The sequence below is a fragment of the Burkholderia sp. MSMB617WGS genome (genome assembly GCF_001532025.2).
Taxonomy (GTDB): domain Bacteria; phylum Pseudomonadota; class Gammaproteobacteria; order Burkholderiales; family Burkholderiaceae; genus Burkholderia; species Burkholderia savannae.
This window is the reverse complement of record NZ_CP013458.1, coordinates 2,752,400-2,777,373: the sequence shown is the minus strand read 5'-3', so window position 1 is coordinate 2,777,373 and position 24,974 is coordinate 2,752,400. Positions and strand designations below refer to the sequence as shown.

At 68.7% G+C, this 24,974-nt stretch carries 20 protein-coding genes; 18 read left to right on the top strand and 2 right to left on the bottom strand.

What is annotated here, in order from left to right; translation table 11 throughout:
• Positions 1 to 437 precede the first annotated feature (437 nt).
• From WT60_RS33060 to WT60_RS32980, 17 genes are all read left to right on the top strand, one after another.
• On the top strand, positions 438 to 1,136 hold the full coding sequence (locus WT60_RS33060; RefSeq protein ID WP_038749048.1) for an energy transducer TonB: 699 nt from the start codon (positions 438 to 440) through the stop codon (positions 1,134 to 1,136).
• Positions 1,137 to 1,208: 72 nt separating this feature from the next.
• Positions 1,209 to 2,105: a MotA/TolQ/ExbB proton channel family protein gene (locus WT60_RS33055; protein ID WP_038749051.1), complete on the top strand. Its 897-nt coding sequence runs from the start codon at positions 1,209 to 1,211 to the stop codon at positions 2,103 to 2,105.
• 13 nt (positions 2,106 to 2,118) lie between these two features.
• Positions 2,119 to 2,541, top strand: coding sequence for a biopolymer transporter ExbD (locus tag WT60_RS33050; protein WP_038749054.1), 423 nt, complete (start codon positions 2,119 to 2,121; stop codon positions 2,539 to 2,541).
• Between the two features lie 9 nt (positions 2,542 to 2,550).
• On the top strand, positions 2,551 to 2,976 hold the full coding sequence (locus WT60_RS33045) for a biopolymer transporter ExbD (protein ID WP_038749057.1): 426 nt from the start codon (positions 2,551 to 2,553) through the stop codon (positions 2,974 to 2,976).
• Between the two features lie 17 nt (positions 2,977 to 2,993).
• Positions 2,994 to 4,193 carry a tetratricopeptide repeat protein gene (locus WT60_RS33040; protein WP_060356908.1) on the top strand — a complete coding sequence of 400 codons (1,200 nt, stop codon included), beginning with the start codon at positions 2,994 to 2,996 and terminating at the stop codon, positions 4,191 to 4,193.
• Positions 4,194 to 4,466: 273 nt separating this feature from the next.
• Entirely contained in the window at positions 4,467 to 5,042 is a 576-nt protein-coding gene (locus WT60_RS33035; RefSeq protein WP_038749063.1) for an XRE family transcriptional regulator, read from the top strand.
• Between the two features lie 314 nt (positions 5,043 to 5,356).
• Entirely contained in the window at positions 5,357 to 8,191 is a 2,835-nt protein-coding gene (locus tag WT60_RS33030) for a TonB-dependent receptor (protein WP_059670777.1), read from the top strand.
• 262 nt (positions 8,192 to 8,453) lie between these two features.
• The gene (locus WT60_RS33025; protein WP_038749104.1) at positions 8,454 to 10,325 is read left to right on the top strand and encodes an extracellular solute-binding protein; all 1,872 of its coding nucleotides are present in this window, start codon (positions 8,454 to 8,456) and stop codon (positions 10,323 to 10,325) included.
• Between the two features lie 12 nt (positions 10,326 to 10,337).
• Positions 10,338 to 11,390: an ABC transporter permease subunit gene (locus tag WT60_RS33020; protein ID WP_038749069.1), complete on the top strand. Its 1,053-nt coding sequence runs from the start codon at positions 10,338 to 10,340 to the stop codon at positions 11,388 to 11,390.
• Entirely contained in the window at positions 11,344 to 12,459 is a 1,116-nt protein-coding gene (locus WT60_RS33015) for an ABC transporter permease (protein ID WP_059579812.1), read from the top strand. The genes WT60_RS33020 and WT60_RS33015 overlap by 47 nt, the downstream gene beginning before the upstream one ends.
• A complete protein-coding gene (locus WT60_RS33010) occupies positions 12,456 to 14,090 on the top strand; it encodes a dipeptide ABC transporter ATP-binding protein (protein ID WP_060356909.1) in 1,635 nt (544 codons plus the stop codon). The genes WT60_RS33015 and WT60_RS33010 overlap by 4 nt, the downstream gene beginning before the upstream one ends.
• Positions 14,083 to 15,516 carry a TldD/PmbA family protein gene (locus WT60_RS33005; RefSeq protein WP_060356910.1) on the top strand — a complete coding sequence of 478 codons (1,434 nt, stop codon included), beginning with the start codon at positions 14,083 to 14,085 and terminating at the stop codon, positions 15,514 to 15,516. Before WT60_RS33010 ends, WT60_RS33005 begins: the two co-directional genes overlap by 8 nt.
• Complete coding sequence (locus WT60_RS33000) at positions 15,516 to 16,886, top strand: metallopeptidase TldD-related protein (RefSeq protein ID WP_060356911.1); 1,371 nt, start codon at positions 15,516 to 15,518, stop codon at positions 16,884 to 16,886. Before WT60_RS33005 ends, WT60_RS33000 begins: the two co-directional genes overlap by 1 nt.
• A 4-nt stretch (positions 16,887 to 16,890) precedes the next feature.
• The gene (locus WT60_RS32995) at positions 16,891 to 17,448 is read left to right on the top strand and encodes a GNAT family N-acetyltransferase (protein WP_060356912.1); all 558 of its coding nucleotides are present in this window, start codon (positions 16,891 to 16,893) and stop codon (positions 17,446 to 17,448) included.
• Positions 17,445 to 18,020, top strand: coding sequence for a GNAT family N-acetyltransferase (locus tag WT60_RS32990; protein WP_038749086.1), 576 nt, complete (start codon positions 17,445 to 17,447; stop codon positions 18,018 to 18,020). Before WT60_RS32995 ends, WT60_RS32990 begins: the two co-directional genes overlap by 4 nt.
• A 62-nt stretch (positions 18,021 to 18,082) precedes the next feature.
• A complete protein-coding gene (locus tag WT60_RS32985) occupies positions 18,083 to 18,397 on the top strand; it encodes a hypothetical protein (RefSeq protein ID WP_060356913.1) in 315 nt (104 codons plus the stop codon).
• Between the two features lie 13 nt (positions 18,398 to 18,410).
• On the top strand, positions 18,411 to 21,587 hold the full coding sequence (locus WT60_RS32980) for a multidrug efflux RND transporter permease subunit (RefSeq protein WP_060356914.1): 3,177 nt from the start codon (positions 18,411 to 18,413) through the stop codon (positions 21,585 to 21,587).
• A 106-nt stretch (positions 21,588 to 21,693) separates the two neighbouring features.
• Here the strand turns inward: WT60_RS32980 and WT60_RS34235 are convergent, their stop codons facing one another.
• Entirely contained in the window at positions 21,694 to 22,443 is a 750-nt protein-coding gene (locus WT60_RS34235) for a hypothetical protein (RefSeq protein WP_145986944.1), read from the bottom strand.
• Between the two features lie 223 nt (positions 22,444 to 22,666).
• Here WT60_RS34235 and WT60_RS32965 point away from each other — a divergent pair, with 223 nt between their 5' ends.
• A complete protein-coding gene (locus WT60_RS32965; protein ID WP_059642797.1) occupies positions 22,667 to 24,253 on the top strand; it encodes an amidase in 1,587 nt (528 codons plus the stop codon).
• Between the two features lie 418 nt (positions 24,254 to 24,671).
• Here the strand turns inward: WT60_RS32965 and WT60_RS32960 are convergent, their stop codons facing one another.
• On the bottom strand, positions 24,672 to 24,944 hold the full coding sequence (locus WT60_RS32960; protein WP_038752037.1) for a hypothetical protein: 273 nt from the start codon (positions 24,942 to 24,944) through the stop codon (positions 24,672 to 24,674).
• Between the last annotated feature and the right edge of the window lie 30 nt (positions 24,945 to 24,974).

Here is a 24,974-nt window from a genome sequence, read left to right as displayed (position 1 = left end):
TTGTCGACGATTTCAATTCAAATTCCTTACTAAATCGTTTTTCGAATAATTGCTCCAAATTTTGTGTGGGCACATCAAATAAAGTTTGACGGCAAAATTTTTTCCTTGCTATCTTCTGCTCCCAAGACACGCGCTACATACAGGCTGATCGAAGAAAGTGAATGAAGAACCGGCGTTTCGTCTGAAAAATGGGGTGCGGGCCTCAACCTGACGAATACCTGTCTGAAAAGCGTTGCTGCAACATTAAAACCGGCGAACCGGCCGCGGGGAATAAATCAATAGCGTCGTATCGATTGAATTCGCATCGTACACCGCGGCTAATAATTTGGATTCCAAAACAAATTGAAAGCTTGCGGGCCGATGGCGAATGAAGAGTCCAGCGCATCGCGTCGCAGCTGGACGGCTGGACGAATCGTGCTTTGGGGGTGAAAGTGGGTATGAAAGTCGACGAAGGCTTGGCTGTTTCAAACGACGGACTCGCTCGGCTCGGTCGTCCGCGCGAATTCGGCAAAAGGCAGCAGAACCCGGCTCGGCGCTTCGGCGGCCTCGCGATCGTGCTCGCGCTGCACATCGTGCTGGTTTATGCGCTCCTCAACGGCCTCGCGACAAAGGTCGTGCAAGTCATCCAGCATCCGATCGAGACGCGCATCATCGAACCGGTGAAGCCGCCGCCCCCGCCGCCGATGCCGACGGTCAAGCTCCCGCCGCCGAAGTTCGCGCCGCCGCCGCCTCCGTTCGTGCCGCCGCCGGAAGTGCCGGTGCAGGCGCCGACCCAGCCGACGATCACGCACCAAGCTGCGCCCGTGCAATCCGCGCCCGCCGTGCAGGCGCCGGTGGCCGCCGCGCCCGCGCCGGCGAAGGCGGTCAGCCATGAAGTGGGCGTCGTGTGTCCGAATTCCGACCAGATCCGCGCATCGATGCAGTATCCGAAGGAAGCCCAGGAGAACAACATCACGGGCGACGTGACGATCGAATTCGTCGTCGATGCGGAAGGGCGCATCACGAGCGAGCGCGTCGCGCAATCGGCCGATCCGGTGCTCGATCGTGCGGCGTTCAATGCGGTCAAGCAGTTCAAGTGCGTAGCGCAAGGGCAGTCGGTGCGCGTGCAGGTTCCGTTCTCGTTCAACCTGAACTGAGCCCGTACGCGGGCCGGACAGGATCGGGAGCGAACCCGGTTAGTCAGTTCAACGAAAAATTTGGAGTGGGGTATGACCAAGCGTTCACTGGCCGCTCTGGCGGCAAGCATGTTGATCTCCGTCGCTGCGGTTGACGCACTTGTCGCGCCGCAGCAGGCCTTTGCGCAGGCGAGCGACGCGGCGGTCGCGGTGTCCGCGGCCACGGCACCTCAGACGGCGAACACGGCGGCAGAACCCGCGCCGCCGCCCGCGCCCGCGGCGACCGAAGCTGTCGAGAATCCGTACGGCCTCGGCGCGTTGTGGAAGAACGGCGATTTCGTCGCTCGCTTCGTGCTGCTGTTGCTCGTCGTGATGTCGATGGGCAGCTGGTACATCATGATCACCAAGTTCCTCGATCAGCTGCGCGCGAACCGCCGTGCGAAGGTCGCCGACGAGCAGCTGTGGAGCGCGCCGTCGCTTGCCGAAGGCGCGAAGCGGCTCGACGAAGCGTCGCCGTTCCGCTTCATCGCCGAAACGGCGATCGAGGCGGGCGAGCATCACGACGAAGCGCTGCTCGAAGCGGTGGATCGCAATACGTGGATCGACGTGTCGGTCGAGCGGGCGATCACCAACGTGTCGAACCGCCTGCAGGACGGGCTCGCGTTCCTCGGCACGGTCGGCTCGACGGCGCCGTTCGTCGGCCTGTTCGGCACCGTGTGGGGCATCTATCACGCGCTGACGGCAATCGGCATCGCGGGCCAGGCGTCGATCGACAAGGTCGCGGGGCCGGTGGGCGAGGCGCTGATCATGACCGCGATCGGCCTCGCGGTCGCGGTGCCGGCGGTGCTCGGCTACAACTTCCTCGTGCGTCGCAACAAATCGGTGATGGAGCGCGTGCGCAACTTCGGCGCGCAACTGCACACGGTGCTGCTCGCGGGCGGAAAGCGGGCCTCGCGAGCGAACGTGCAGGCCGCGTCGCTCGTTCGCTGAAGCGGGGTGCGCCATGGGCATGAGCGTCGGGCAGGACGATAACGACGAGGTGATCTCCAACATCAACACGACGCCGCTCGTCGACGTGATGCTGGTGCTGCTGATCATCTTCCTGATCACGATTCCGGTCGTCACGCACACGATTCAGCTGCAACTGCCGAAGGAAACGATCCAGCCGCTGCAGACCACGCCGAAGAGCGTCGAGATCGCGGTCAATCGCGACGGCGATGTCTTCTGGAACGAGACGCTCGTCGACGCTTCGACGCTGCTGTCGAAGCTGAAGACCGTATCGGTGATGAATCCGCAGCCGGACGTGCACGTGCGCGGCGATCAGAGCACGCGCTACGAGTTCATCGGCCGCGTGATCACCGCATGCGAGCGGGCCGGCATCGCGAAAGTCTCGTTCATCACGGAACCGCCCGCGCGCGGCGGCTAGGAGGCGACGATGGGAATGAACGTATCTTCGGGCGGCGGCGAGCCGGACGTGATGGTCGACATCAACACGACGCCGCTCATCGACGTGATGCTGGTGCTGCTGATCATGCTGATCATCACGATCCCGATCCAGATGCACTCGATCAAGATGAATCTGCCGGTCGGCAATCCGCCGCCGCCCGCGACGCAGCCGGAAATCGTGCAGATCGACATCGATTTCGACGGCACGACGACGTGGAACGGCGCGCCCGTGCCGAACCGCGCGGCACTCGAGGCGAAGCTCGCGCAGGTCGCGGCCGAGCCGGTGCAGGCGGAGATTCACCTGCGGCCGAACAAGCTCGTGCCGTACAGGGACGTCGCCGCGGTGCTCGCGTCCGCGCAGCGCATCGGCGCGACGAAGATCGGGCTGATCGGCAACGAGCAGTACATGCAATAACGAAGCGAGCGTGTCCCATGATCCAACGATGGTTGAAGTGCGCCGTGCTGGCGGCCGCGCTCGGGGGCTGCTGCGTCGTCGCCGCGCCGTTCGGCGCGGCGGCCGCCGCCGAAACGTTGCGCCCGGACGTCGCGCGGCCGCTCGGCGCCGCGCAGGACCTGTATCGAGCGCACAAGTACCGCGATGCGCTCGGCAAGATCGCGCAGGCCGCGGCGGTGCCGAACAAGACGCCGTACGAGACCTACATGGTCGAGGAGATGCGCGGCGCGGCGGCGATGGCGGCGGGCGGTACCGGCACGGCGATCCAGGCGTACGAGGCGGTGCTGGGTTCCGGCCGGCTGTCGAAGGACGACGAGCAGCGCACGACGGCGGCGCTCGCCGGCGTCTACTTCCAGCAGCGGAATTATCCGCAGGCGATCAAGATCGCGCAGCGCTATCTGAAGGCAGGGGGCGGCGATCCGGACATGCGCACGCTGCTGGTTCAGTCGTACTACCTGTCGAACGATTGCGCGGCGGTGGTGAGCCAGCTCAAGCCGAGCGTCGACGCGCAGGCGCGCGCCGGACACGCGCCCGACGAGGCGCAGTTGCAGATGCTAGGCACATGCGCGCAGAAGATGAAGGATGGGGCGACTTATCGGGCGTCGCTCGAGAAGCTCGTCGCGTATCACCCGAACCCCGCGTACTGGGACGAACTGTTTCGTTCGATTCGCGACAAGCCCGGCTATCTGTCGTCGCTCGATCTCGACATGTATCGGCTGCGGCGCGCGACAGGCGCGCTGAACGGCGCCGACGCATACATGGAGATGACGCAGCTGGCGCTCGTCGCGGGTTCGGCGGCGGAAGCGAAGCAGGTGATCGATCAGGGCTTCGCGTCCGGCACGCTCGGGCGCGATGCCGGCGCGGATCGCGAGAAGCGGCTGCAGGCGCTCGCGGCGAAGCGCGCGCAGGCGCCGGCCGACAACGCGAATCCCGTCGCGCCGCTCGACGCCGGGATGAATCTCGTGTTCGCCGGGCAGGCGAAGCAGGGCATCGCGGCGATGGAGGCGGCGCTTGCGAAGGGCGGCATCGAGCATGTCGACGAAGCGCGGCTGCGGCTCGGCGAAGCGTACTACGTGGCGGGCGAGAAGGCGCGCGCGGTGCAGACCTTCCGCAGCGTGCAGGGCGGCGACGGCTCGGCGGATCTCGCAAGACTGTGGGCGCTCGTCGCGGCGAGGTAGCGGCGCTCGCGCGCTTGGAGGGGCGGGAACGGCGGTTATCGGCGAAACACGGGGAAAGGAGCGGCTTTGCTGATCGGTGAAACGAACGGTGCCATCTTGCGCGGCGCATCCGGGCTCGGGACGTTCCCGGACAGCTTGCGCAAGGCGTGCACGTCGCCCGCGCGGCCCGCATCGCGTATGGCGGGTCGCCGCTTCGCGATGCGTGCTGCGCGGGCGCAGCGCAGCCGGCTTCTTCATCAAAAACGATTCTTGATCGCGGGATTGCGTGTTGCCATGGTTTTGCCACTCGACGAATCGGCGGTAGTCGCAGCCTCGATTGGAAACAAGATACGAGCGCTGCGCCAGCGGCTCAAGCTCACGCTCGACGAAGCAGCGGCGGCGGCCGGCATTTCGAAGCCGTTTCTGTCGCAGGTGGAGCGCGGACGCGCGACGCCGTCTATCACGTCGCTCGTCGGGATCGCGCGTGCGCTTGGCGTGACGATGCATTACTTCGTCGATGCGCCGACCGAAGCGCGTTCGGTATGCCGCAGCGAGGCGCTGCAGTATTTCAGCCTCGCGAACTCGACGAACGCGTTCGCGCGCCTGACGAACGTTGTCGACGGCCGGCAACTCGACGCGATTCTCGTGCGGATGCCGGCCGCGCAACCGCTTTCGGAAGTCACGACGCACGCGGGCGAGGAGTTTCTGTACGTGGTGAGCGGCCGCGTGGAACTGACGCTGGAGGACGTGACGTTCTCGCTGGCGGCGGGCGACACCGCGCATTACGAATCGACGACGCCGCATGCGTGGCGCAACGGCGGAGACAGCGAGGCGCTGGTCGTCTGGGTGGGGACGCCCAGGTTGTTCTGAGCAAGCCTGGCAACTCGGTTTGATCTTCGAATGTAAATGTAAGGAATCCTGATGTCATGAGGCGGTGAGATGCCGAAGCAGACGGGATGAAAAGAAACGAATAACAGGGCTCGCTTCGTAGAAATTTCGTGAACCTAACAAATTGAAAAGAAGCGAAGGGCCGTGAAGACGCGAGCGCGTCGATCGTTTGGCGGCGTCCGGCGGGCAGTCGGGCGGCAGCGGGGGCGGTACGCGAGTGCCGCGAGTCGGGCGCGGGGTTCAAAAGATTGCCGCGCGCAACGGGTGGGGTCTTACTGACGAGTGAGAGGGGAAAGATGAAGCAAAGAGCATTGGCGTTGGCGATCAAGCGGATCGTCTGGGCCGAGTTGGCGTTGACGGCCACGCTGGCGGCGCCCGCGTTCGCGCAGAGCCAGCCGGCATCTGCCGGCGCGGCGGCATCGGCACAAGGCGCGAGCGTCGCGCTCGCGCAGGCGGATGCGGCGGCGAGCGCGACGGGCGCGACGGGCGCGGTCTCCGCGCCGGCCGCGGCGGCGCCCGCGGCCGCCTCGGGCGCCGCCGAAGCGGCGGGCGCGACGCCGGCTGCACCGGCTGCACCGGCCGCGAAGAACGGCGTCGCGCAGATCAAGCGCTTCGAGGTGACGGGCTCGCTGATTCGCAGTGCCGACAAGGTCGGCTTCCAGCAAGTGCAGACGGTCACCGCGAAGGACATCCAGGACAGCGGCTACACGAACGTCGCGGACTTCCTGCGCGGCGTGTCGGCGAACTCCGCGAGCAGTTGGAGCGAAGGGCAGACGAACGGCTTCGCCGCGGGCGGCGCGGGCATCGCGCTGCGCGGCCTGAGCGAGAAATACTCGCTCGTGATGGTCGACGGCCAGCGCGTCGCGCCGTACGCGTTCGCGTCGAACGGCACCGACACGTTCTTCGACCTCAACACGCTTCCCCTCAACATCATCGACCGCATCGAGATCGTGAAGACGGGCGCCGTGTCGCAGTACGGCTCGGACGCGATCGCGGGCGTCGTCAACATCATCACGAAGCACAACTATCAGGGGCTGCAGCTCGACGGCAGCTACTCGGGCGCGACGCAAGGCGGCGACGGCACGACGAAGTTCAGCATTCTCGGCGGCTTCGGCGATCTGAACTCGGACCGCTTCAACATCACGGCGGCCGCGAGCTACTACAAGGCGAACGGCTTCACGATCGCCGATCGCGACACGACGAAGAACCAGGATTTCACGAACCAGGCGGGCGGCCTCTCGCTGCTCGCGCCGTCGTTCTGGCAGACCAACGGTGGCGCGACCGCGCAGGCGCTCAGCGGCTGCCCGTTCGGCGGCGCCGTGCGCCCCGCCGCGAGCAACTATCTGAGCGCGGGTGCCGGCATGGGCGGCACCGTGTGCAGTTTCAATTCGGCGGAATCGACGTCGATCGCGCCGTGGACCGAGCGTCTGAGCGCGAAGGTGCATGCGGACTTCAAGATCGACGACAAGACGACAGCGTTCGCCGATCTGTGGGAAAGCAACAATACGACGGTGCAGAACAACGGCGTGCTGACGGTGGGCAGCCCGACGTCGCCGAGCCTCGTCCTCAATCCGGCGACCGGCAAGCTGAGCCAGTTCAATTCGGTCGTGCCCGCGAGCAATCCGTACAACCCGTTCGGCGTCGATACGCCGCTCGCCTATACGTTTCCGGCTGCGGCGTCCGACCGGACGAGCTCGAACTTCTGGCGCGCCGCGACGGGCGTCAAGGGTTCGTTCACGCTGCCGTACGGCGATTGGGACTGGTCGGCGGCCTACTCGCATTCGCAGAGCGTCGTGTCCAACACGTTCAATAACGTGCTGAACGCGTCCGTCGTCAACGACATCTATCAGAACGGCACGCTGAACTTCGCGAACCCGTCGGCGACGCCCAACGCGTTCAACGGGCTGTACATGTCGACGACCAACCTCGGCGTGTCGAAGCTCGACGCGGTCGATGCGACGCTGTCGACGCCGAACCTGTTCAAGCTGCCCACGGGCGACGTCGGCTTCGGCCTCGGCGCGCAGTTCCTGCACGAAAGCGAATTCATCGGGCAGGGCTCCGAGGCGCTGAGCGGGCAGGTGCTGAACCCGCTGACGCAATCGGTGAACGGCTCGCGCAACGTCGCGGCGGTCTACTATCAGTTCGATATCCCGATCATCAAGAACCTGACGTTCAGCCAATCGGGCCGCTACGACCATTACAGCGATTTCGGCGGCGCGTTCTCGCCCCGCTTTGCGCTGCGCTACCAGCCGATCAAGGAATTCACGATGTACGGTTCGTACAATCGCGGCTTCCGCGCGCCGACGTTCGTCGAGAACACGCCGTCGCAGAACATCGGCCTGCAAACGTTCGGCAACACGCTCGTCAACACGCTGCAGACCGGCAACACGAGCCTGCAGCCCGAACGCACGCGCAACATCAACCTCGGCTTCCAGGCTTCGCCGACGCGCTATACGGATTTCGGCTTCGACTTCTACAAGATCTTCATCGACAACGTGATCGGCCAGGCGAGCCTGAACTCGGTGATCGCGGCGAACAACCCGTCGCAGGTCGTGCGCGATCCGGCGACGGGGCAGATCACATACGTCGTGCTGCCGTATCAGAACCTCGGCACGCTCGAAACCGACGGCTTCGAGATGACGTTCCGCCAGGCGCTGCCGACGAAGTACGGCACGTTCACGCTGTCGGCCGACTGGGCATACGTGCATCACTTCAACATCGGCTTCCCGGGCTCGGCGACCGTCGATTCGGCGGGCAACAACTTCGCGATCACGCAGCCTTTCGGCGCGAGCATCCCGCGCTGGAAGGGCAATACGTCGCTGAACTGGGCGTATCGCAAGTGGAACGCGACGCTGAGCTGGGAATTCACGGGCCCGTACGCACAGGCGCTCGGCGTGGCCGCGCCGACGCAGGCGGCGGACCACGTGGGCTCGTACAGCCAGTTCAACCTGTACGCGAGCTACACCGGCTTCAAGAACTGGACGCTGTACGGCGGGATCAACAACATCTTCGACCGTGCGCCGCCGTTCGATCCGGTCTGGCAGAACGCGCTCAACCAGAACGGCTACGACCAGTCGCTGTACATGTACTACGGGCGGGTGATCCAGGTCGGCGCGACTTATAAGTTCTGACGCCGTTTCGCATCGTCCTTTGGCATTCGACGGGCCGCTCCGCTTCCCTAACCACCCCTTTGGAGCGGCCTCTTTTTATCCGATGCCGGAGTACTGCGATGCAGCAGGCAAACAGCGACGAAACGGGACTGGACGCGCGTTGCCGTTCATGCCGCCGCGTCGCGCGAGAATTGACTCTGCGTCGGCACAGCGCCGATGCGATCGTACGCAGGTGACGATGAGACCAACGAAGTTGCGTTTGCCGTTCGACGCGAGCTGGGCGATGCGCGCTTGGGCGGCCGTGCGGATCGCGGCCATCGCGTGCGGGATGCTCGTCGCAAGCGCCGCCGCGCCGTCGCACGCGCTCGCCGCCACGGCGCTCGCGCAATACGGCGAGCCGAAGTATCCGCCGACCTTCACGCATTTCGATTATGCGGACCCCGACGCGCCGAACGACGGCCCGTTGAATTTCGAAAACTACAACGAGGCGCAGAGCTACGATTCGTTGAATCCGTTCCTCGTGCGCGGCTCGCCCGCGCCGGACATCCAGAACCTGATGTTCGACACGCTGATGCAGCGCAGTTGGGACGAGCTCGCCTCCGAATATCCGCTGATCGCGGACAACGTCGACGTCGCGCCCGACGGCGGCTCGGCGACGTTCCACATCAATCCGGCCGCGCGCTTCTCGAACGGCGAGGCGATCACCGCGGCCGACGTCAAGTATTCGTTCGACATGCTGACGAGCCCGCAGGCGTCGCCGCTGGTCAACGCGCAGTTCGCGGTCATCAAGCGCGCGACGGTTGTCGACCGGCTGACGGTGCGCTTCGACTTCAAGCGCCCCGAACGCGCGGCTCCGCTGATCGCGGGCGACCTGCCGGTGTTCTCGCCGAAATGGGGGATGCGGGCGGACGGCACGCGGCCGCCGTTCGACCAGATCGTGAGCGAGCCGCCGATCGCGAGCGGCGCGTACCTGATCGAGCAGCGCAAGAACGACAAGCAGATCGCCTACGTGCGCAATCCGCGTTACTGGGCGGCCGATCTGCCGACGCGGCGCGGGATGTTCCGCTTCGCGCGCGTGTCGTTCAAGCTGTATCTCGATCAATACACGATGCTCGAAGCGTTCAAGGCGGGCGATGTCGACGTGCGGATGGAATACAGCTCGACGCAATGGGCGCGCCGCTACGTCGGCAAGAACTTCCGAAACGGCATGCTGAAGAAGGGTGAGTTCCCGGACGGCCCCGCGCAGATGCAGGGCTTCCTCATCAACATGCGCGAACCGAAGTTCCGCGACGCGCGCGTGCGTCATGCGCTTGCGCTCGCGTTCGATTACGACTGGATGAACCGGATGATGTTCTACGGGCAATATCGCCGCACGAACAGCTTCTGGGAGGCGAGCCCGTTCGGCGCGTCCGGAATGCCGAGCAGCGAGGAGCTCGCGCTGCTCGAACCGTTTCGCGCGGAACTGCCGCCCGAAGTGTTCGGCCCGATGGTCAAGCAGCCGTCGACGGTGCCGCCCGGCTCGCTGCGCGCGAACCTGAAAGAGGCGCGCGACCTGCTCGCGCAGGCCGGCTGGCACTATCGCGACGGCGCGCTGCGCGACGCGAGCGGCACGGCGATGACGATCGAGATCATGGACGACGAGCCGGGCATGGACCGGCTGATCCTGCCGTACATCCAGGCGCTCGGGATGCTCGGCATCCATGCGCACATGCACGAGATCGACAGCGCGCTGTATCAGAAGCGCCTCGACAACTTCCAGTACGACATGACGACGCTCATCTATCCGCCCGTCACGATTCCCGGCGCCGAGCTCGTGCGCCGCTTCGGCAGCGCGGCGGCGTCGGAAGTCGGTTCGGAGAACTACCCGGGCGTGCGCTCGAAGGCGGTCGACGCGCTGATCCGCGCGGCGCTCGCGGCGAACACGCTCGACGAGCTGAAGACGGCGACGCACGCGCTCGACCGCGTGCTGATCAACCTGTACATCCTCGTGCCGCAGTATTACCTGCCGAACGCGCGGATCGCCTACAAGACGACGTATGGGCATCCGCCGGTCATTCCGGCATCCTATCAATACGAGGACTGGATCATCGATTACTGGTTCAGGAAGAAGCCGGCGGCCGGCGCGGTTGCGCAAGAGCCGGAACCGGCCGCCTAGCGGGGAGCGACGATGCTTGCATACATTCTCAGACGATTGCTGCTGATGGTGCCGACGCTCGTCGGCGTCGTGACGATCACGTTCGTCGTCACGCAGTTCGTGCCGGGCGGCCCGGTCGAGCAGGTGCTGACGCAACTGCGCCACGGCACCGCGCGCGGCGGCGAGGCGGGCGGCGGCGGGGGCGGCTATCACGGCAGCCAGGGCGTCGATCCGCAGCAGATCGAGCAGATCAAGAAGCAGTTCGGCTTCGACAAGCCGCCGCTCACGCGTTACGTGATGATGCTGAAGAGCTACGCGACGTTCGATCTCGGGCAGTCGTACTACGCGCACGAGAGCGTGTGGGGCGTGATCCGCTCGAAGCTGCCGGTATCGATCACGCTCGGGCTTTGGACCGTGATCCTCACGTATCTGATCTCGGTGCCGCTCGGCATCGCGAAGGCCGTGCGCAACGGCTCGCGCTTCGACACCGTGACGAGCGTGCTCGTGCTCGCCGGCTACGCGATTCCCGGCTTCGTGCTCGGCGTGCTGCTGCTGATGCTGTTCGGCGGCGGCACGTTCTGGCAGGTGTTCCCGATGCGCGGCCTCACGTCGGACAACTTCGACGAGCTCACCGCGCTCGGCAAGGCGCTCGATTATCTGTGGCACGTCGTGCTGCCCGTCACCGCATCGGTCGTCGGCAACTTCGCGATCGTCACGATCCTGACGAAGAACACGTTTCTCGAAGAGATCGGCCGGCAATACGTGCTGACCGCGCGCGCGAAGGGCGCGCCCGAGCGCGACGTGCTGTGGAAGCACGTGCTGCGCAACGCGGCGATTCCGCTCGTCACCGGCCTGCCCGCCGCGTTCGTCGGCGCGTTCCTGAACGGCAACCTGCTGATCGAGACGCTGTTCTCGCTCGACGGCATGGGGCAACTGTCGTACGACTCGGTGATCCGCCGCGACTATCCGGTCGTGCTCGGCTCGCTGTTCCTGTTCACGCTGATCGGTCTCGTCACTAAACTCATCGCTGACGTCTGCTATGTCCTCGTCGACCCCCGCATCCAATTCCACCGCGTGGACCACTGATCCCGCGTGCGTCGCGTGCGCGGCGTCGCCGTCGCCGTGGCGGCGCACGTGGCTGCGCTTTCGCAGCCAGCGGCTCGGCTACTGGAGCCTCGTGATCTTCGCCGCGCTGTTCGCGATCAGCCTGTTCGCCGACGTGCTGTCAAACGACCGGCCGCTCGTCGTCCGCTACGAAGGGCATTATTATTTTCCGATCCTGAAGGATTATCCGGAGGCGCAGTTCGGCGGCGATTTTCCGGCGAAGACGAATTATCTCGATCCGTACATCCGCTCGAAGATCGAAGCGAACGGCAACTTCGCGATCTACCCGCCGAACCGCTATCGCTACGACACGATCGACTATTTCGCGTCGCGCCCGTATCCGGCGCCGCCGTCCGCGAGCAACTGGCTCGGCACCGACCAGTTCGGCCGCGACGTGCTGTCGCGTCTTCTGTACGGCTTCCGGCTGTCGGTGCTGATGGCGATCGCGCTGACGGTGTCGGGCGTCACGATCGGCGTGCTCACGGGCGCGTTGCAGGGCTTCTACGGCGGCCGCGCCGATCTGATCGGGCAGCGCCTGATCGAGATCTGGAGCGCGCTGCCCGATCTGTACCTGCTGATCATCTTCGCGGCGATCTTCGAGCCGACGCTGTGGCTGCTGTTCGTCCTGCTGTCGATGTTCGGCTGGCTCGTGCTGTCCGACTACGTGCGCGCGGAGTTCCTGCGCAACCGCGCGCTCGACTACGTGAAGGCCGCGCGCACGATGGGGCTCACGAACTGGCAGATCATCTGGCGGCACGTGCTGCCGAACAGCCTCACGCCCGTCATCACGTTCCTGCCGTTCCGGATGAGCGCGGCGATCCTGTCGCTGACGAGCCTCGATTTTCTCGGTCTCGGCGTGCCGCCGCCGACGCCGAGCCTGGGCGAGCTGTTGCAGGAAGGGAAGAACAATCTCGACGCGTGGTGGATCTCGATGTCGGCGTTCGCGGCGCTCGTCGTCACGCTGCTGCTGCTCACGTTCATGGGCGACGCGCTGCGCAACGCGCTCGATACGCGCACGCGCGGCTCGGCGTTCGGAGGAGGTCCGCGATGAACCGGCCGCTTCTCGAAATCGACGGTTTCTCCGCGGCGTTCGGCGAGAAGATCGCGGTGCGCGAACTGAGTCTGTCGATCGCGCGCGGCGAGCGCGTCGCGCTCGTCGGCGAATCCGGCTCGGGCAAGAGCGTCACCGCGCTGTCGATCCTGCGGCTCGTGCAGCACGCGACGCTGTCCGGACGGATGCTGTTCGACGGCGAAGACCTGTTGGCGAAGACCGAGCAGCAGATGCGCGGCATCCGCGGCGCGGACATCGCGATGGTGTTCCAGGAGCCGATGACGGCGCTCAACCCGCTTTACACGATCGGCAAGCAGATCGCCGAAAGCCTGCGGCTGCACGAAGGGTTGCGGCCGGGCGAGGCGCGCGCGCGCGGAATCGAGCTGCTGCGGCGCACCGGCATTCCGGAGCCCGAACGCAGGATCGACAGCTTCGCGCATCAACTGTCGGGCGGCCAGCGGCAGCGCGCGATGATCGCGATGGCGCTCGCGTGCCGGCCGCGCCTGCTGCTGGCCGACGAGCCGACGACCGCGCTCGACGTGACGGTGCGCGAGCAGATCGTCGATTTGCTGATCGAGCTGCAGGAGCAGGAGGCGGCGGCGCGCGGGATGGCGGTGCTGCTGATCACGCACGATCTGAATCTCGTGCGGCGCTTCGCGCAGCGCGTCGCGGTGATGGAGCACGGCGAGCTCGTCGAGACGGGCGACACCGATGCGCTGTTCGCGAATCCGCAGCATCCGTATACGCAGCGCCTGCTCGACAGCGAGCCGCAGCGCGCGATCGAAACCGTCGCGCCGTCCGCGCGGACGATCCTCGACGTCAAGTCGCTCGCGGTCGATTACCGGATCGCGCCGAAAGGCTGGCGCGCGCTGTTCGGCAAGACGACGTTTCGCGCGGTGCACGACGCGCAGTTTGCGCTGCGGCGCGGCGAGACGATCGGCATCGTCGGCGAATCGGGGTCGGGCAAATCGACGCTCGCGTCCGCCGTGCTCGGGCTGCAGCGGCCGGCGGCGGGCGGAATCGAGATCGACGGGCTGCCGCTCGAAGCGCTGCGCTCGGCGCGCGGCCGGCGCGGCCTGTACCGGCGCATGCAGGTCGTGTTCCAGGACCCGTTCGGCTCGCTGTCGCCGCGGATGACGATCGAGCAGATCGTCGGCGAGGGGCTTTCCGTGCATCGGCCGGAAGTCACCGGCGACGCGAGGCGTGCGCGGATCGCCGGGCTGTTGCAGGAAGTCGGCCTGCCTGCCGAGGCGATGCTGCGCTATCCGCACGAGTTTTCCGGCGGCCAGCGGCAGCGGATCGCGATCGCGCGCGCGCTCGCGGTCGAGCCGGAACTGCTCGTGCTCGACGAGCCGACGAGCGCGCTCGACGTGTCGATCCAGAAACAGGTGTTGAACCTGCTGACGAATCTCCAAAAAAAGTACAAACTCAGCTACTTGTTCATCACGCACGACCTGGCGGTGATGCGGGCGATGGCCCATCGGGTGCTCGTGATGAAGGAAGGGCGCGTGGTCGAGGCGGGCGACACGCTGGACGTGTTGGGCGCGCCGTCGCACCCGTATACGCGGTCGCTGCTGGCGTCGTCGATGCTGACGCCGCGGCGCAGTGTGCGAGAGAGGGCGGATGATTGACGAACGCTGGGCGCAAGCCGCCCGACTATTGCGCAGCGACGCCGATTTCTGGTCGCTGCGCGTCGTCGACGAACGGATCGACGAACACGCGGTGCGCAACGACGTCGCGCAGCCGCTCGCGAGCGTGCGCGACCGCGGCGCGATGCTGATTGCGTGGTCGGGCGCGGGCGCCGGCTACGCGGCGACAGCCGATCTGTCGGCGGCCGGCCTGCAGGCGGCGCTCGATGCGGCCGCCGCGCGCGCGAAGGCGAGCGCGGCGCTGTCGCTGATCGACCATCGCGCGGTTGCGCGGCCGGACGCGAGCGGCGGCTATGCGTCGCCGCACGCGGACGAGGCGCTGCCGTCCCGCGCGGAATGGATCGAGCGCCTCGCGCATGAATGCGCGGCGGCGGCCGTCGATGCGCGGATCGTCGAGCGCACGGCGGGCGTGATGCTCGTGCATGCCGATCAGCTCTACGTGACGAGCGACGGCGTGCGGATCGATCAGCGCTTTCGCCACGTGATGCCGCAGCTGAGCGTCGTCGCGCACGCGCGCGGCGATACGCAGGTGCGCACGCTCGGCAACGCGGGCACGCTCGCGCAGGGCGGCCTCGACGTGCTCGCGCGCTACGGCTTCGACGGCGCGGGCGCGCGCGTCGCCGGCGAGGCGCTGCAACTGCTCGCCGCGCCGAACTGCCCCGCCGGAACACGCGACCTGCTGCTGATGCCGGACCAGATGATGCTGCAGATCCACGAATCGATCGGCCACCCGCTCGAGCTCGACCGGATTCTCGGCGACGAGCGCAATTTCGCGGGCTGGAGCTTCGTGAAGCCGGAGATGTTCGGCTCGTACCGGTACGGCTCGCCGCTCTTGAACGTCACGTTCGATCCCGCGATGTCCGGCGAGGCGGCGTCGTACGCGTTCGACGACGACGGCAGCGCCGCGCGCAAGCAATACCTGATCCGCGACGGCGTGCTCGAGCGGCCGCTCGGCGGCGCGCTGTCGCAGGCGCGTGCGGGCTTGCCGGGCGTCGCGAACGCGCGCGCGTCGAGCTGGAACCGGCCGCCGATCGACCGGATGGCGAACCTGAACGTCGAGCCCGGCTCGCATTCGTTCGACGCGCTCGTCGCGGGCATCGAGCGCGGCGTCCTGATGCGCACGAACACGTCGTGGTCGATCGACGATCACCGCAACAAATTCCAGTTCGGCTGCGAATTCGGGCAACTGATCGAAAACGGCGAGCTGACGCAGGTCGTCAAGCGGCCGAACTATCGCGGCGTTTCCGCGAGCTTCTGGCGCAGCCTGCGCGCGGTCGGCGACGCAAGCACGTTCCGCGTGTACGGCACGCCGTACTGCGGCAAGGGCGAGCCCGCGCAGATCATCCGTGTCGGCCACGCGTCGCCCGCCTGCGTGTTCGCCGACGTCGACGTGTTCGGAGGCGCGTGATGACCGACTTCGCGAAGCCGGGGCGCGCGGCCCCGATCGCCCCGATCGACTGGCACGCGCATTTCGCGCGGCTCGCGGACGAAGCCGAACGGCTGAAGCAGCCGGGCGAGACGGTGCTGCTGTGGTTCGCCGGCGAGACGTCCGATTTCATCCGCTTCAACGCGGGCAGAATTCGCCAGACCGGGCGCGTGCTGCAAGGCAAGCTCGGCGTGCGGCTCGTGGCGCACGCGCGGCAGGCGTCGTTCACGCAGACGGTGAGCGGCGATCCGGCGACGGACGTGCCCGAGCTCGCGGATGCGCTCGCGACGCTGCGCGACGGCCTGCGCGACGCGCCCGACGATCCGCATCTGCTGTTCGATACGTCGACGTGGCGGCAGTCGACCCGCCGCGCCGGCAGCCTGCCCGACCCCGACGCGCTCGCGCGCATCGTCGCCGAAGCGGCGCGCGGGCTCGACTTCGTCGGCTTCTACGCGGGCGGCTCGCTCGTGCGCGGCTTCGCGTCGTCGGCGGGCAGCCGCGGCTGGCACGAGGTGGAGAATTTCGATTTCAGCTGGTCGCTGTACGACCCGAGCGGCCGCGCGATCAAGACCGTCTACGCGGGCGACGCGTGGAGCGACGCCGCGTTCGCGCGCAAGGTCGAGGAGGCCGCCGCGCGCTTGCCGGTGCTCGGCCGCGCGCCGAAGGCGCTCGCGCCCGGCCGCTACCGCGCGTATCTCGCGCCGGCCGCGGTCGCGGAGATCGTCCGCCTGCTGCGCTGGGACGGCTTTTCGGCGCGCGCGAACGCGAGCGCGCGCAGCAGCCTGCACCGGCTGCACGCGGGCGAGGCGGCGCTCGATCCGCGCGTGACGATCACCGAGGATTTTTCGCTCGGCGTCGCGCCCGCGTTCAACGCGGACGGCTATCGCCGCGACAGCGTGCCGCTCGTCGTCGAGGGGCGCAGCGCGGGGCGGCTCGTGAGCGCGCGCACCGCGCGCGAGCACGGCCTGAGCCCGAACGGCGCGTCTGCGGACGAGATGCCGGAGACGCTGTCGATCGCGGGCGGCGCGCTCGCCGACGCCGACGTGCTCGCGGCGCTCGACACGGGCCTCTACATCGGCAATCTCTGGTATCTGAATTTCTCGGACAAGATGAATTGCCGGATCACCGGGATGACGCGCTTCGCGACGTTCTGGGCCGAAGGCGGCAGGATCGTCGCGCCCGTCGATGCGATGCGCTTCGACGACAGCCTGTACCGGCTGCTCGGCGGCGAGCTCGAGCAGCTCGGCGCGACGCCGGAAGTGCTGCTGAGCGACGAATCGTGGGGCGAGCGGCCGACGGGCGGCGCGAGGCTGCCGGGCCTGCTCGCGCGCTCGTTCGAGCTGACGCTGTAACGCGATGGAGCGCGCCGCGAGTTCACCGCCGCCGCCGGACGTGACGATCCGCGCGCTGCGCGCGGCGGACGCCGACGCGCTGCACGCGCTCGCGCGGCAGCCGTCGATCGACGGGCGCTTCGCGAGCGCGCCTCACGCATCGCTCGACAGGCGGCGCGAATGGCTCGATGCGCTGATGCGCGAGCAATACGCGCTCGGCGCATGGATCGGCGAGGCGCTCGTCGGCTGGAGCGAGCTCGCGCCGGGCAAGCTGCGGCGCTCGCATGCGGCGTCGATCTCGATCGCCGTGCATGACGCGTGGCATCGTCGCGGCGTCGGCGGCGCGCTGATGCGCGAGACGCTCGCGATCGCCGACGACTGGCTCGGGCTGCGCAGGATCGAGGCGCAGCTGTACGCGGACGATTTCGTCGCGCTCGCGTTCCATCGCAAGTTCGGCTTCGAGATCGAGGCGACGCAGCGCGGTGCGGCGCTGCGCGACGGCGTGCTCGTCGACGGCTGTCTGATCGCGCGCCTGAAGGACTCGCCGCCGCTTGCGGCGGCCCCCTCCGAGCCTCCGGCATGACGACGCAACGAGCAGGCGATCGGACCGATGCGAACCCGTCGCGCGCGGGCGCGAGCCGCGTGATCGTGCGTGCGGCCGAGCTGGCGGACGCGGCGGCCATCGCGCAGATGCGCAACCAGCCGCTCGTGCAGCGCGGCACGCTCGCGATGCCGCACGCGTCGGCCGACGCGGTCGCCGCGTGGCTCATGCGGGTCGCGGCGCGGCGAGGCGGCGGCGTCAACCTGTGCGCCGAGGTGGACGGGCGCGTCGTCGGTCACGGCGGGCTCGAGACGTTTTCCGGCCGCCGCGCGCACTGCGCGCTGCTCGGCATCGGCGTGCACGACGCGTATGCGGGGCGCGGCGTCGGCGGCGCGCTGATGGCCGCGATCGTCGACTGCGCGGACCGCGCGCTCGGCCTGCGCCGCGTCGAGCTCACGGTGTTCGCCGACAACGCGCGTGCGATCGCGCTGTATCGCCGCTTCGGCTTCACCGAGGAGGGGCGCTCGCGCGGCTACGCGATCCGCGCCGGCGAGCTGGTCGACGTGCTGCACATGGCGCGGCTCGCCGACGCGCCACCGTTTGCGCCGCGCTGAGCGCGCGAGCGGATGCCGGCGCGCCCCATTCGAACGACGATTGCGCAATCACGGAGACATCGATGAAGCACGCCGACGCAGCGGCGCTGGACCGGCTTGAAAACCTGCCGAGCGAGAATCGCCGGCTGCCCTGGCTGAGCGAGCGGGCGCGCGGCGTCTTCGCCCGTCGCGCGAAGGCGTTCCTGCATTTTCACGGCGATCCGCGCGGGCTCTTCGCGGATCTGAGCCGCGGTGAGCGCTTCAGGCGCTTCAAGCACTTCGATTGCTTCGATTGCTCCGATTGCTTCGATTGCTTCGGGCGCCTCGGCGCGAGCGCGGCCGCCGCGCGCCGCGTGATCGGCGCGACCGTGCGCGCCGAATTGAACGCGTCGCGCTGACGGAGCCGCACGCATGCCGTCGTTCTTCATCGACCGCCCCGTTTTCGCGTGGATCGTCGCGCTCGCGATCGTCGTCGCGGGCGTGCTCGCGATTCCGCAGCTGCCGGTCGCGCAGTATCCGCGCCTCGCGCCGCCGCGCGTCGTGATCAACGCGACTTATCCGGGCGCGTCGACGGAGACGGTCGACGGCGACGTCGGCAGCATCATCGAGGAGAGCCTCGACGGCGCGGACGGGCTGCTCTATTACGAGACGAGCAGCGACGGCCACGGCAACCTCGAGATCGACGTGACGTTCGCGCCCGGCACCGATCCGGACCTCGCGCTCGTCGACGTGCAGAACCGGCTCAAGCAGGTCGAGCCGCGGCTGCCGCAGCAGGTCGTCCAGCAGGGCATCGGCGTGTTCAAGGCGGCGAACACGTTCCTGATGCTCGTCGCGCTGACGTCGACCGACGGCACGCGCGATTCCGCGCAACTGAGCGACTACCTGAGCCGCTATGTGCTGCGCGAGCTGAAGCGCGCGCCGGGCGTCGGCTCCGCGCAGCTGTGGGACGCCGACGAGGCGCTGCGGATCTGGCTGGACCCGATGAAGCTGCGCGAGTACGGGCTCGGCGCCGACGACGTGATCGCGGCCGTCGCGTCGCAGAACGCGGCGGTGACGGCGGGCGCGATCGGCGATGCGCCGTTCGTCGCCGGCCAGCAGACGACCGCGTCGGTGATCGTGAAGGGCCAGCTCGCATCGCCCGCCGAGTTCGGCCGGATCGTGCTGAAGGCGAAGCCGGACGGCTCCGTCGTGCGGCTCGCGGACGTCGCGCGCGTCGAGCTCGGCCGCGACGACTATTCGTTCTCGTCGCGGCTGAACGGCAAGACGGCCGCGACGGTCGGCATCCAGCTCGGCCCGCGCGGCAACGCGCTCGAGACGTCGAACGCGATTCGCGCGCGCCTCGCCGAATTGTCGAAGCGGCTGCCGCCCGGCGTCGCGGTGGCCATTCCGTTCGACGGCGCGCATTTCGTCCGCATCGCGATCGACGAGGTCGTGCTGACGCTCGTCGAGGCGATCGTCCTCGTGTTCTTCGTGATGTGGCTGTTCCTGCGCGACCTGCGCTGCACGCTCGTGCCGACGATCGTGATTCCGGTCACGCTGATGGGGGCGTTCGTCGCGATGTGGGCGTTCGGGCTGTCGATCAACGTGTTCACGATGTTCGGCCTCGTGCTCGCGATCGGCATTCTGGTCGACGATGCGATCGTCGTCGTCGAGAGCGTGCATCGCGTGATGGAGGAGGAGCGCGTGTCGCCGCGCGAGGCGACGCGCCGCGCGATGAAGCGCATCGTCGGCGCGATCGTCGGCGTGACGGCCGTGCTGACCGCGGTGTTCGTGCCGATGGCGTTCTTTCCGGGCGGCGTCGGCGGGATCTATCGGCAGTTCTCGGTCGCGATGATCGCGTCGATGCTCGTATCGTCGTTCATGGCGCTGTCGCTCACGCCCGCGCTGTGCGCGAACCTGCTCAAGCCGCTGCCGCCCGGCGGCGCGCGGGCGCGGATCGGGCGGCGGCGCGGCGTGCGCGGGCTCGGCGCGTGGGCGGCGGACCGCTTCGCGGCGGGCTTCGCGCGCGCGTCGGCGGGCTATCGCTCGCTCACCGCGCGCACGGTCGCGCGCATCGGGCCGATGGCCGCGATCTACGCGGCGCTGCTCGTCTGCGGCGCGGCGCTGTACTGGGCGATGCCGAACGGCTTCCTGCCGACCGAGGACCAGGGGCAACTGCAGGTGATGATCCAGCTGCCGGCGGGCGCGACGCAGGCGCGCACGATGGCGATCGTCGAGCGGGTGGAGGCGATCCTGCACGCGCAGCCGGCCGTCGCGAACGTGACGAGCGTGATCGGCTGGAGCTTCGCCGGCAGCGGGCAGAACGTCGCGATGGCGTTCGTCGAGCTGAAGGACTGGGCGCAGCGCGGCGTCGACGCGGCCGCGCTGCGCGATCGGCTGAACGGCGCGTTCGCGCGGATTCGCGACGGCGACGTCGATGCGTCGCTGCCGCCGTCGGTGCCCGGCATCGGGCATTCGGACGGCTTCACGCTGCGGCTCGAGGATCGCGGCGGCATCGGCGTCGACGCGCTGAAGGCGGCGCGCGAGCGCCTCGCCGACGCGGCGAAGGCCGATCCGGCGCTCGCGTCCGTGCGCACCGAGGATTTGCCGGACGCGCCGCGCGTCGAGCTCGACGTCGACCGCGCGAAGGCGTACGCGTTCGGCGTGCCGTTCGAGCGGATCGCGGGCCTGCTCGGCGGGCTGCTCGGCTCGAACTACGTCGACGATTTTCCGGCGGCGGGGCGGATGCGGCGCGTGATCATCGAAGCGGACGCCGGCGCGCGCAGCACCGACGATCAACTGATGGCGCTTTCCGTGCCGAACAAGACGGGCGACATGGTGCCGCTGTCGGCGATCGCGTCGCGGCGCTGGAGCGTCGGGCCCGTCGCGCTGAACCGCTTCGACGGCTATCCGTCGCTCGACGTGGTCGGCCGTCCGGCGAACGGATACAGCCTCGGCGCGGCGATGGCCGAAATGGAGCGGCTCGCCGCGAACCTGCCGACGGGCGTCGGCTATGACTGGGTCGACGCGGCGCGCGAGGAAACCGTCGCCGCGCGGCAGACGCCGCTGCTGATCGGCCTATCCGTGCTCGCGGTGTTCATGGCGCTCGCCGCGCTGTACGAAAGCTGGACGATTCCGCTGTCCGTGCTGACCGTCGTGCCGCTCGGCGTGATCGGCGCGGTGGCGGCCGTGCAGTTGCGCGGCATGCCGAACGACGTGTATTTCAAGGTTGCGATGATTACGGTGATCGGGCTGTCCGCGAAGAACGCGATCCTGATCGTGCAGTTCGCGCGCGATCTGCACGCGCGCGGCGTCGCGCTGCGCCAGGCGGTGGTCGACGCGGCGTCGGCGCGCTTTCGGCCGATCGTGATGACGTCGATGGCGTTCGTGCTCGGCGTCGTGCCGCTCGTGAGCGCGACGGGCGCGGGCGCCGAGAGCCGCCGCTCGATCGGCACGGGCGCGTTCGGCGGCGTGCTCGCCGCGACGCTGTTCGGGCTCGTGTTCGCGCCGGTCGCGTTTCAGGTGGTCGCGTCGCTCGGGCGGCGCGGGCGGCGGGCTGTCGAGCGCGATCGCGAATCGGGCGAGCACGGGGTAGCGGCGAACGAATGAGCGCGCCGATGCGGGCGGGCGCGCATCGGCGTTGTGCTCGCGCACTCGCCCGTTCGCCCGCTCGCGACGGCGACGCGGCCGGCGAGCGAGCAAGGGTGCGCGAGCGTCAGAGCGAGAATCGCAGGCCGAGGCGCGGGTTGACGATGTACGTGCGATGCGAAAGCTCGCGCTGAATCGCCTCGCAACGCTGCTGCTCGGGCAGATGGTCGTTTTCGGGCAGCTTCGCCTTGCGCTCGACCGCGCCGAGCCATTCGCCGCTGCCGGGATCGGGGCCGTGCCCACCGTCGTCGGTGATGTGGAATTGCTTGTCGACCGCGTCGAACCATGCGTCGGTGCACGGTTGCGAGGTGGGCGCGAGCAGGATGGTCGTCGTCGCGGCGAGCCAGCCGACGACGGCGAGAAAAGCGATGACAGCGAGAATCTTCTTCATTGAGTCCTTCAAAAAAACAGTGGCTTTCGATGATCGTGCGCGCGCCGTGGGCGGATGCGGCCGGTTTCGCAGCGGAAGCCGGCCGCCGACGGTGACTCGCGCACTTGCGCCGACCCGCGCCGGCCCGCGCCGGCCCGCGCCGGCCCGCGACGACCCGCGCCGACCCGCGCCGACCCGCGCCGACCCGCGCCGACCCGCGCCGACCCGCGACGACCCGCGACGACCCGCGACGACCCGCGACGACCCGCGACGACCCGCGACGACCCGCGACGACCCGCGACGACCCGCGACGACCCGCGACGACACGCGACGACACGCGACGACACGCGACGACACGCGACGACACGCGACGACACGCGACGACACGCGACGACACGCGACGACACGCGACGACACGCGACGACACGCGACGACACGCGACGACACGCGATAAAGGGATCGCGATTCGTCGCGGAAGTTCACTATGAACGGCGCGAAGCGGCGAGATCGCTTCGCCCGGCGCGCGAACGTTGCGTGCGCATCGATTGCCTTTCGCCTACACTCCACCGGCGCGTGCGCCCGGCGACGCGCGACACCCGCGCCGTCAGCCCCGGCCCCGGCCCGGCCCCGGCCGCATCACGACAACAGGACGTACTCAGGACGTACTCGAATGAAACGACGCCATTTCCTTCACTCGCTCGGCGCGCTGAGTTCGGCGCATGTGGTGCTCGCGAGCGCGCCGGCATCGGCGACGACCGCTGGCGGCGAGCGCGGCGGCCAATCGGCGCTTGTGTCGCCGCGCGAAGAGCGCAGCGCGGCGCAGGCGGTGCGCGAGACGCTCGAGCGCGTCGCGCGCATCGATCGCGGCGGCCCGCGGCTGAACGCGATCATCGAACTGAATCCGGACGCCGAGGCGATCGCGCACGCGCTCGACGCCGAGCGGGCGGCGCGCGCCGTGCGCGGCCCGATGCACGGCGTGAGCGTCGCGCTGAAGGACAACATCGCGACGGGCGACCGGATGGCGACGACGGCCGGCTCGCTCGCGCTCGACGGCGTGCGCGCGGCACGCGATGCGCATCTCGTCGCGCGGCTGCGGCGCGCGGGCGCGGTGATCGTCGCGAAGACCAACCTGAGCGAGTGGGCGAACTTCCGCTCGACGCGCTCGACGAGCGGGTGGAGCGGGCGCGGCGGGCTGTCGCGCAATCCGTACGCGCTCGACCGGACGGCGAGCGGATCGAGCTCGGGCTCGGCGGCGGCGGTCGCGGCGGGGCTCGTCGAGATGGCGGTCGGCACCGAGACCGACGGCTCGATCGTGTCGCCCGCCGCGATCAACGGCTGCGTCGGGCTGAAGCCGACCGTCGGGCGAGTGAGCCGCGACGGGATCGTGCCGCTGTCGCACACGCAGGATACGGCGGGGCCGATCGCGCGCACGGTCCGCGACGCGGCGCGGCTGCTCGGCGCGCTCGCGGGCGGCGATGCGAACGACCCCGCGACGGCGGGCGCGCCGCCTCCCGCCGACTACGTCGCCGCGCTCGACGCGAACGCGCTGCGCGGCGCGCGGATCGGCATCGCGCGCGCGTTCTTCACCGGGCATGACGAGGTGGACGCGCAGATCGAGCGCGCGATCGCTCGGATGCAGCGGCTCGGCGCGGTGGTGATCGATCCCGTCGACCTGCCGAAGCCCGACTACGAGGACGACGAGAAGACCGTGCTGTTGCACGAGTTCAAGCACGGCTTGCCGCTGTGGCTGCGCGCGTTCGCGCCGCATGCGCGCGTGCGCACGCTCGCCGACGTGATCGCGTTCAACGCGGCGCAGCGCGCGAAGGAGATGCCGTACTTCGGGCAGGAGCTGCTGTTGCGCGCGCAGGAAGCGGGCGGGCTCGACGCGGCGGCCTATCGCGACGCGCTCGCTCGCTGCGGCCGCCGCGCCCGCGACGAGGGGCTCGCGCGCGTGCTGCGCGACGCGCGGCTCGATGCGCTCGTCGCGCCGACCGAGGGCACCGCATGGCTGATCGACCTGATCAACGGCGACAGCGGCACCGACGGCTTCTCGACGCCTGCGGCCGTCGCGGGCTTTCCGCATCTGACCGTGCCCGCGGGGCTGGTGCGCGGCTTGCCGGTCGGCGTGTCGTTCGTCGGCGCGCCGTGGAGCGAGGCGCGGCTGCTCGCGCTCGGCTACGCGTTCGAGCAGGCGACGCAGTGGCGGCGCGAGCCGCGGTTCGTCGAGCGCTCGAACGTGCCGGCGGTCGATGCGTGATGCGCGACGGGCGGCTCGCCGCCCGCGACTGCCTGGCGTGCGCGACGCGCCGTCTCGGCGCGCGGGCGATGTCGGCCGGCCGCATGGCGGCGGCCGGCCGCGACCCGCCTCGGTGCCGGTGATGCGCATGCCATGCGGACCGTTCGGCGGATGTGCGGCGGCGCGAGGCGTCGTCGAACGAATTTGCCGGCCACCGCCCGATCGAGGGACAAACGCGACGCGCATTTGCGCAACGCGGCCGATCGATTGGCGGGCGGCCGCCGAGACGGCGGAGCACGCGGGTTCTTGGCACGGCAAGAACCCGGCGTCGCGCCGCTTCACGCGCGCATGAAGAGAGCGCACGCCCGGCCGGCGCGAAGCCGCGCCCGGGCCACCGACGCTCGGACGAACCTGTTCACTGGTTGTTCGGGTTGCCCGGCTAGTCGGTTTCTTCGGAACGCGGCCGCTTGCCTGCCTGCGGCGAGCCCTGCTCGCCATGCGCGCGCGGAATGCGCGCGTGAGCGTCTCGCCAGCCTTCCCGGCTCGGCAGATGCAGAGGGCGGTAGCCGTGGCGTCTGCCTGCCTGCGCGATTTCGCCGACGCGCGCCGCAGGCTTGCTCGAGTCGGGTGCGATCGGCCGATAGCTGAAGACCGAACGCGAAAGTTTGAGCGCCGCGCACACCTGGCGTTGGCTCGCGTCGAAGCGATGCATCAGGTCGACGGCGAGTTCGCGCAGCCGGGA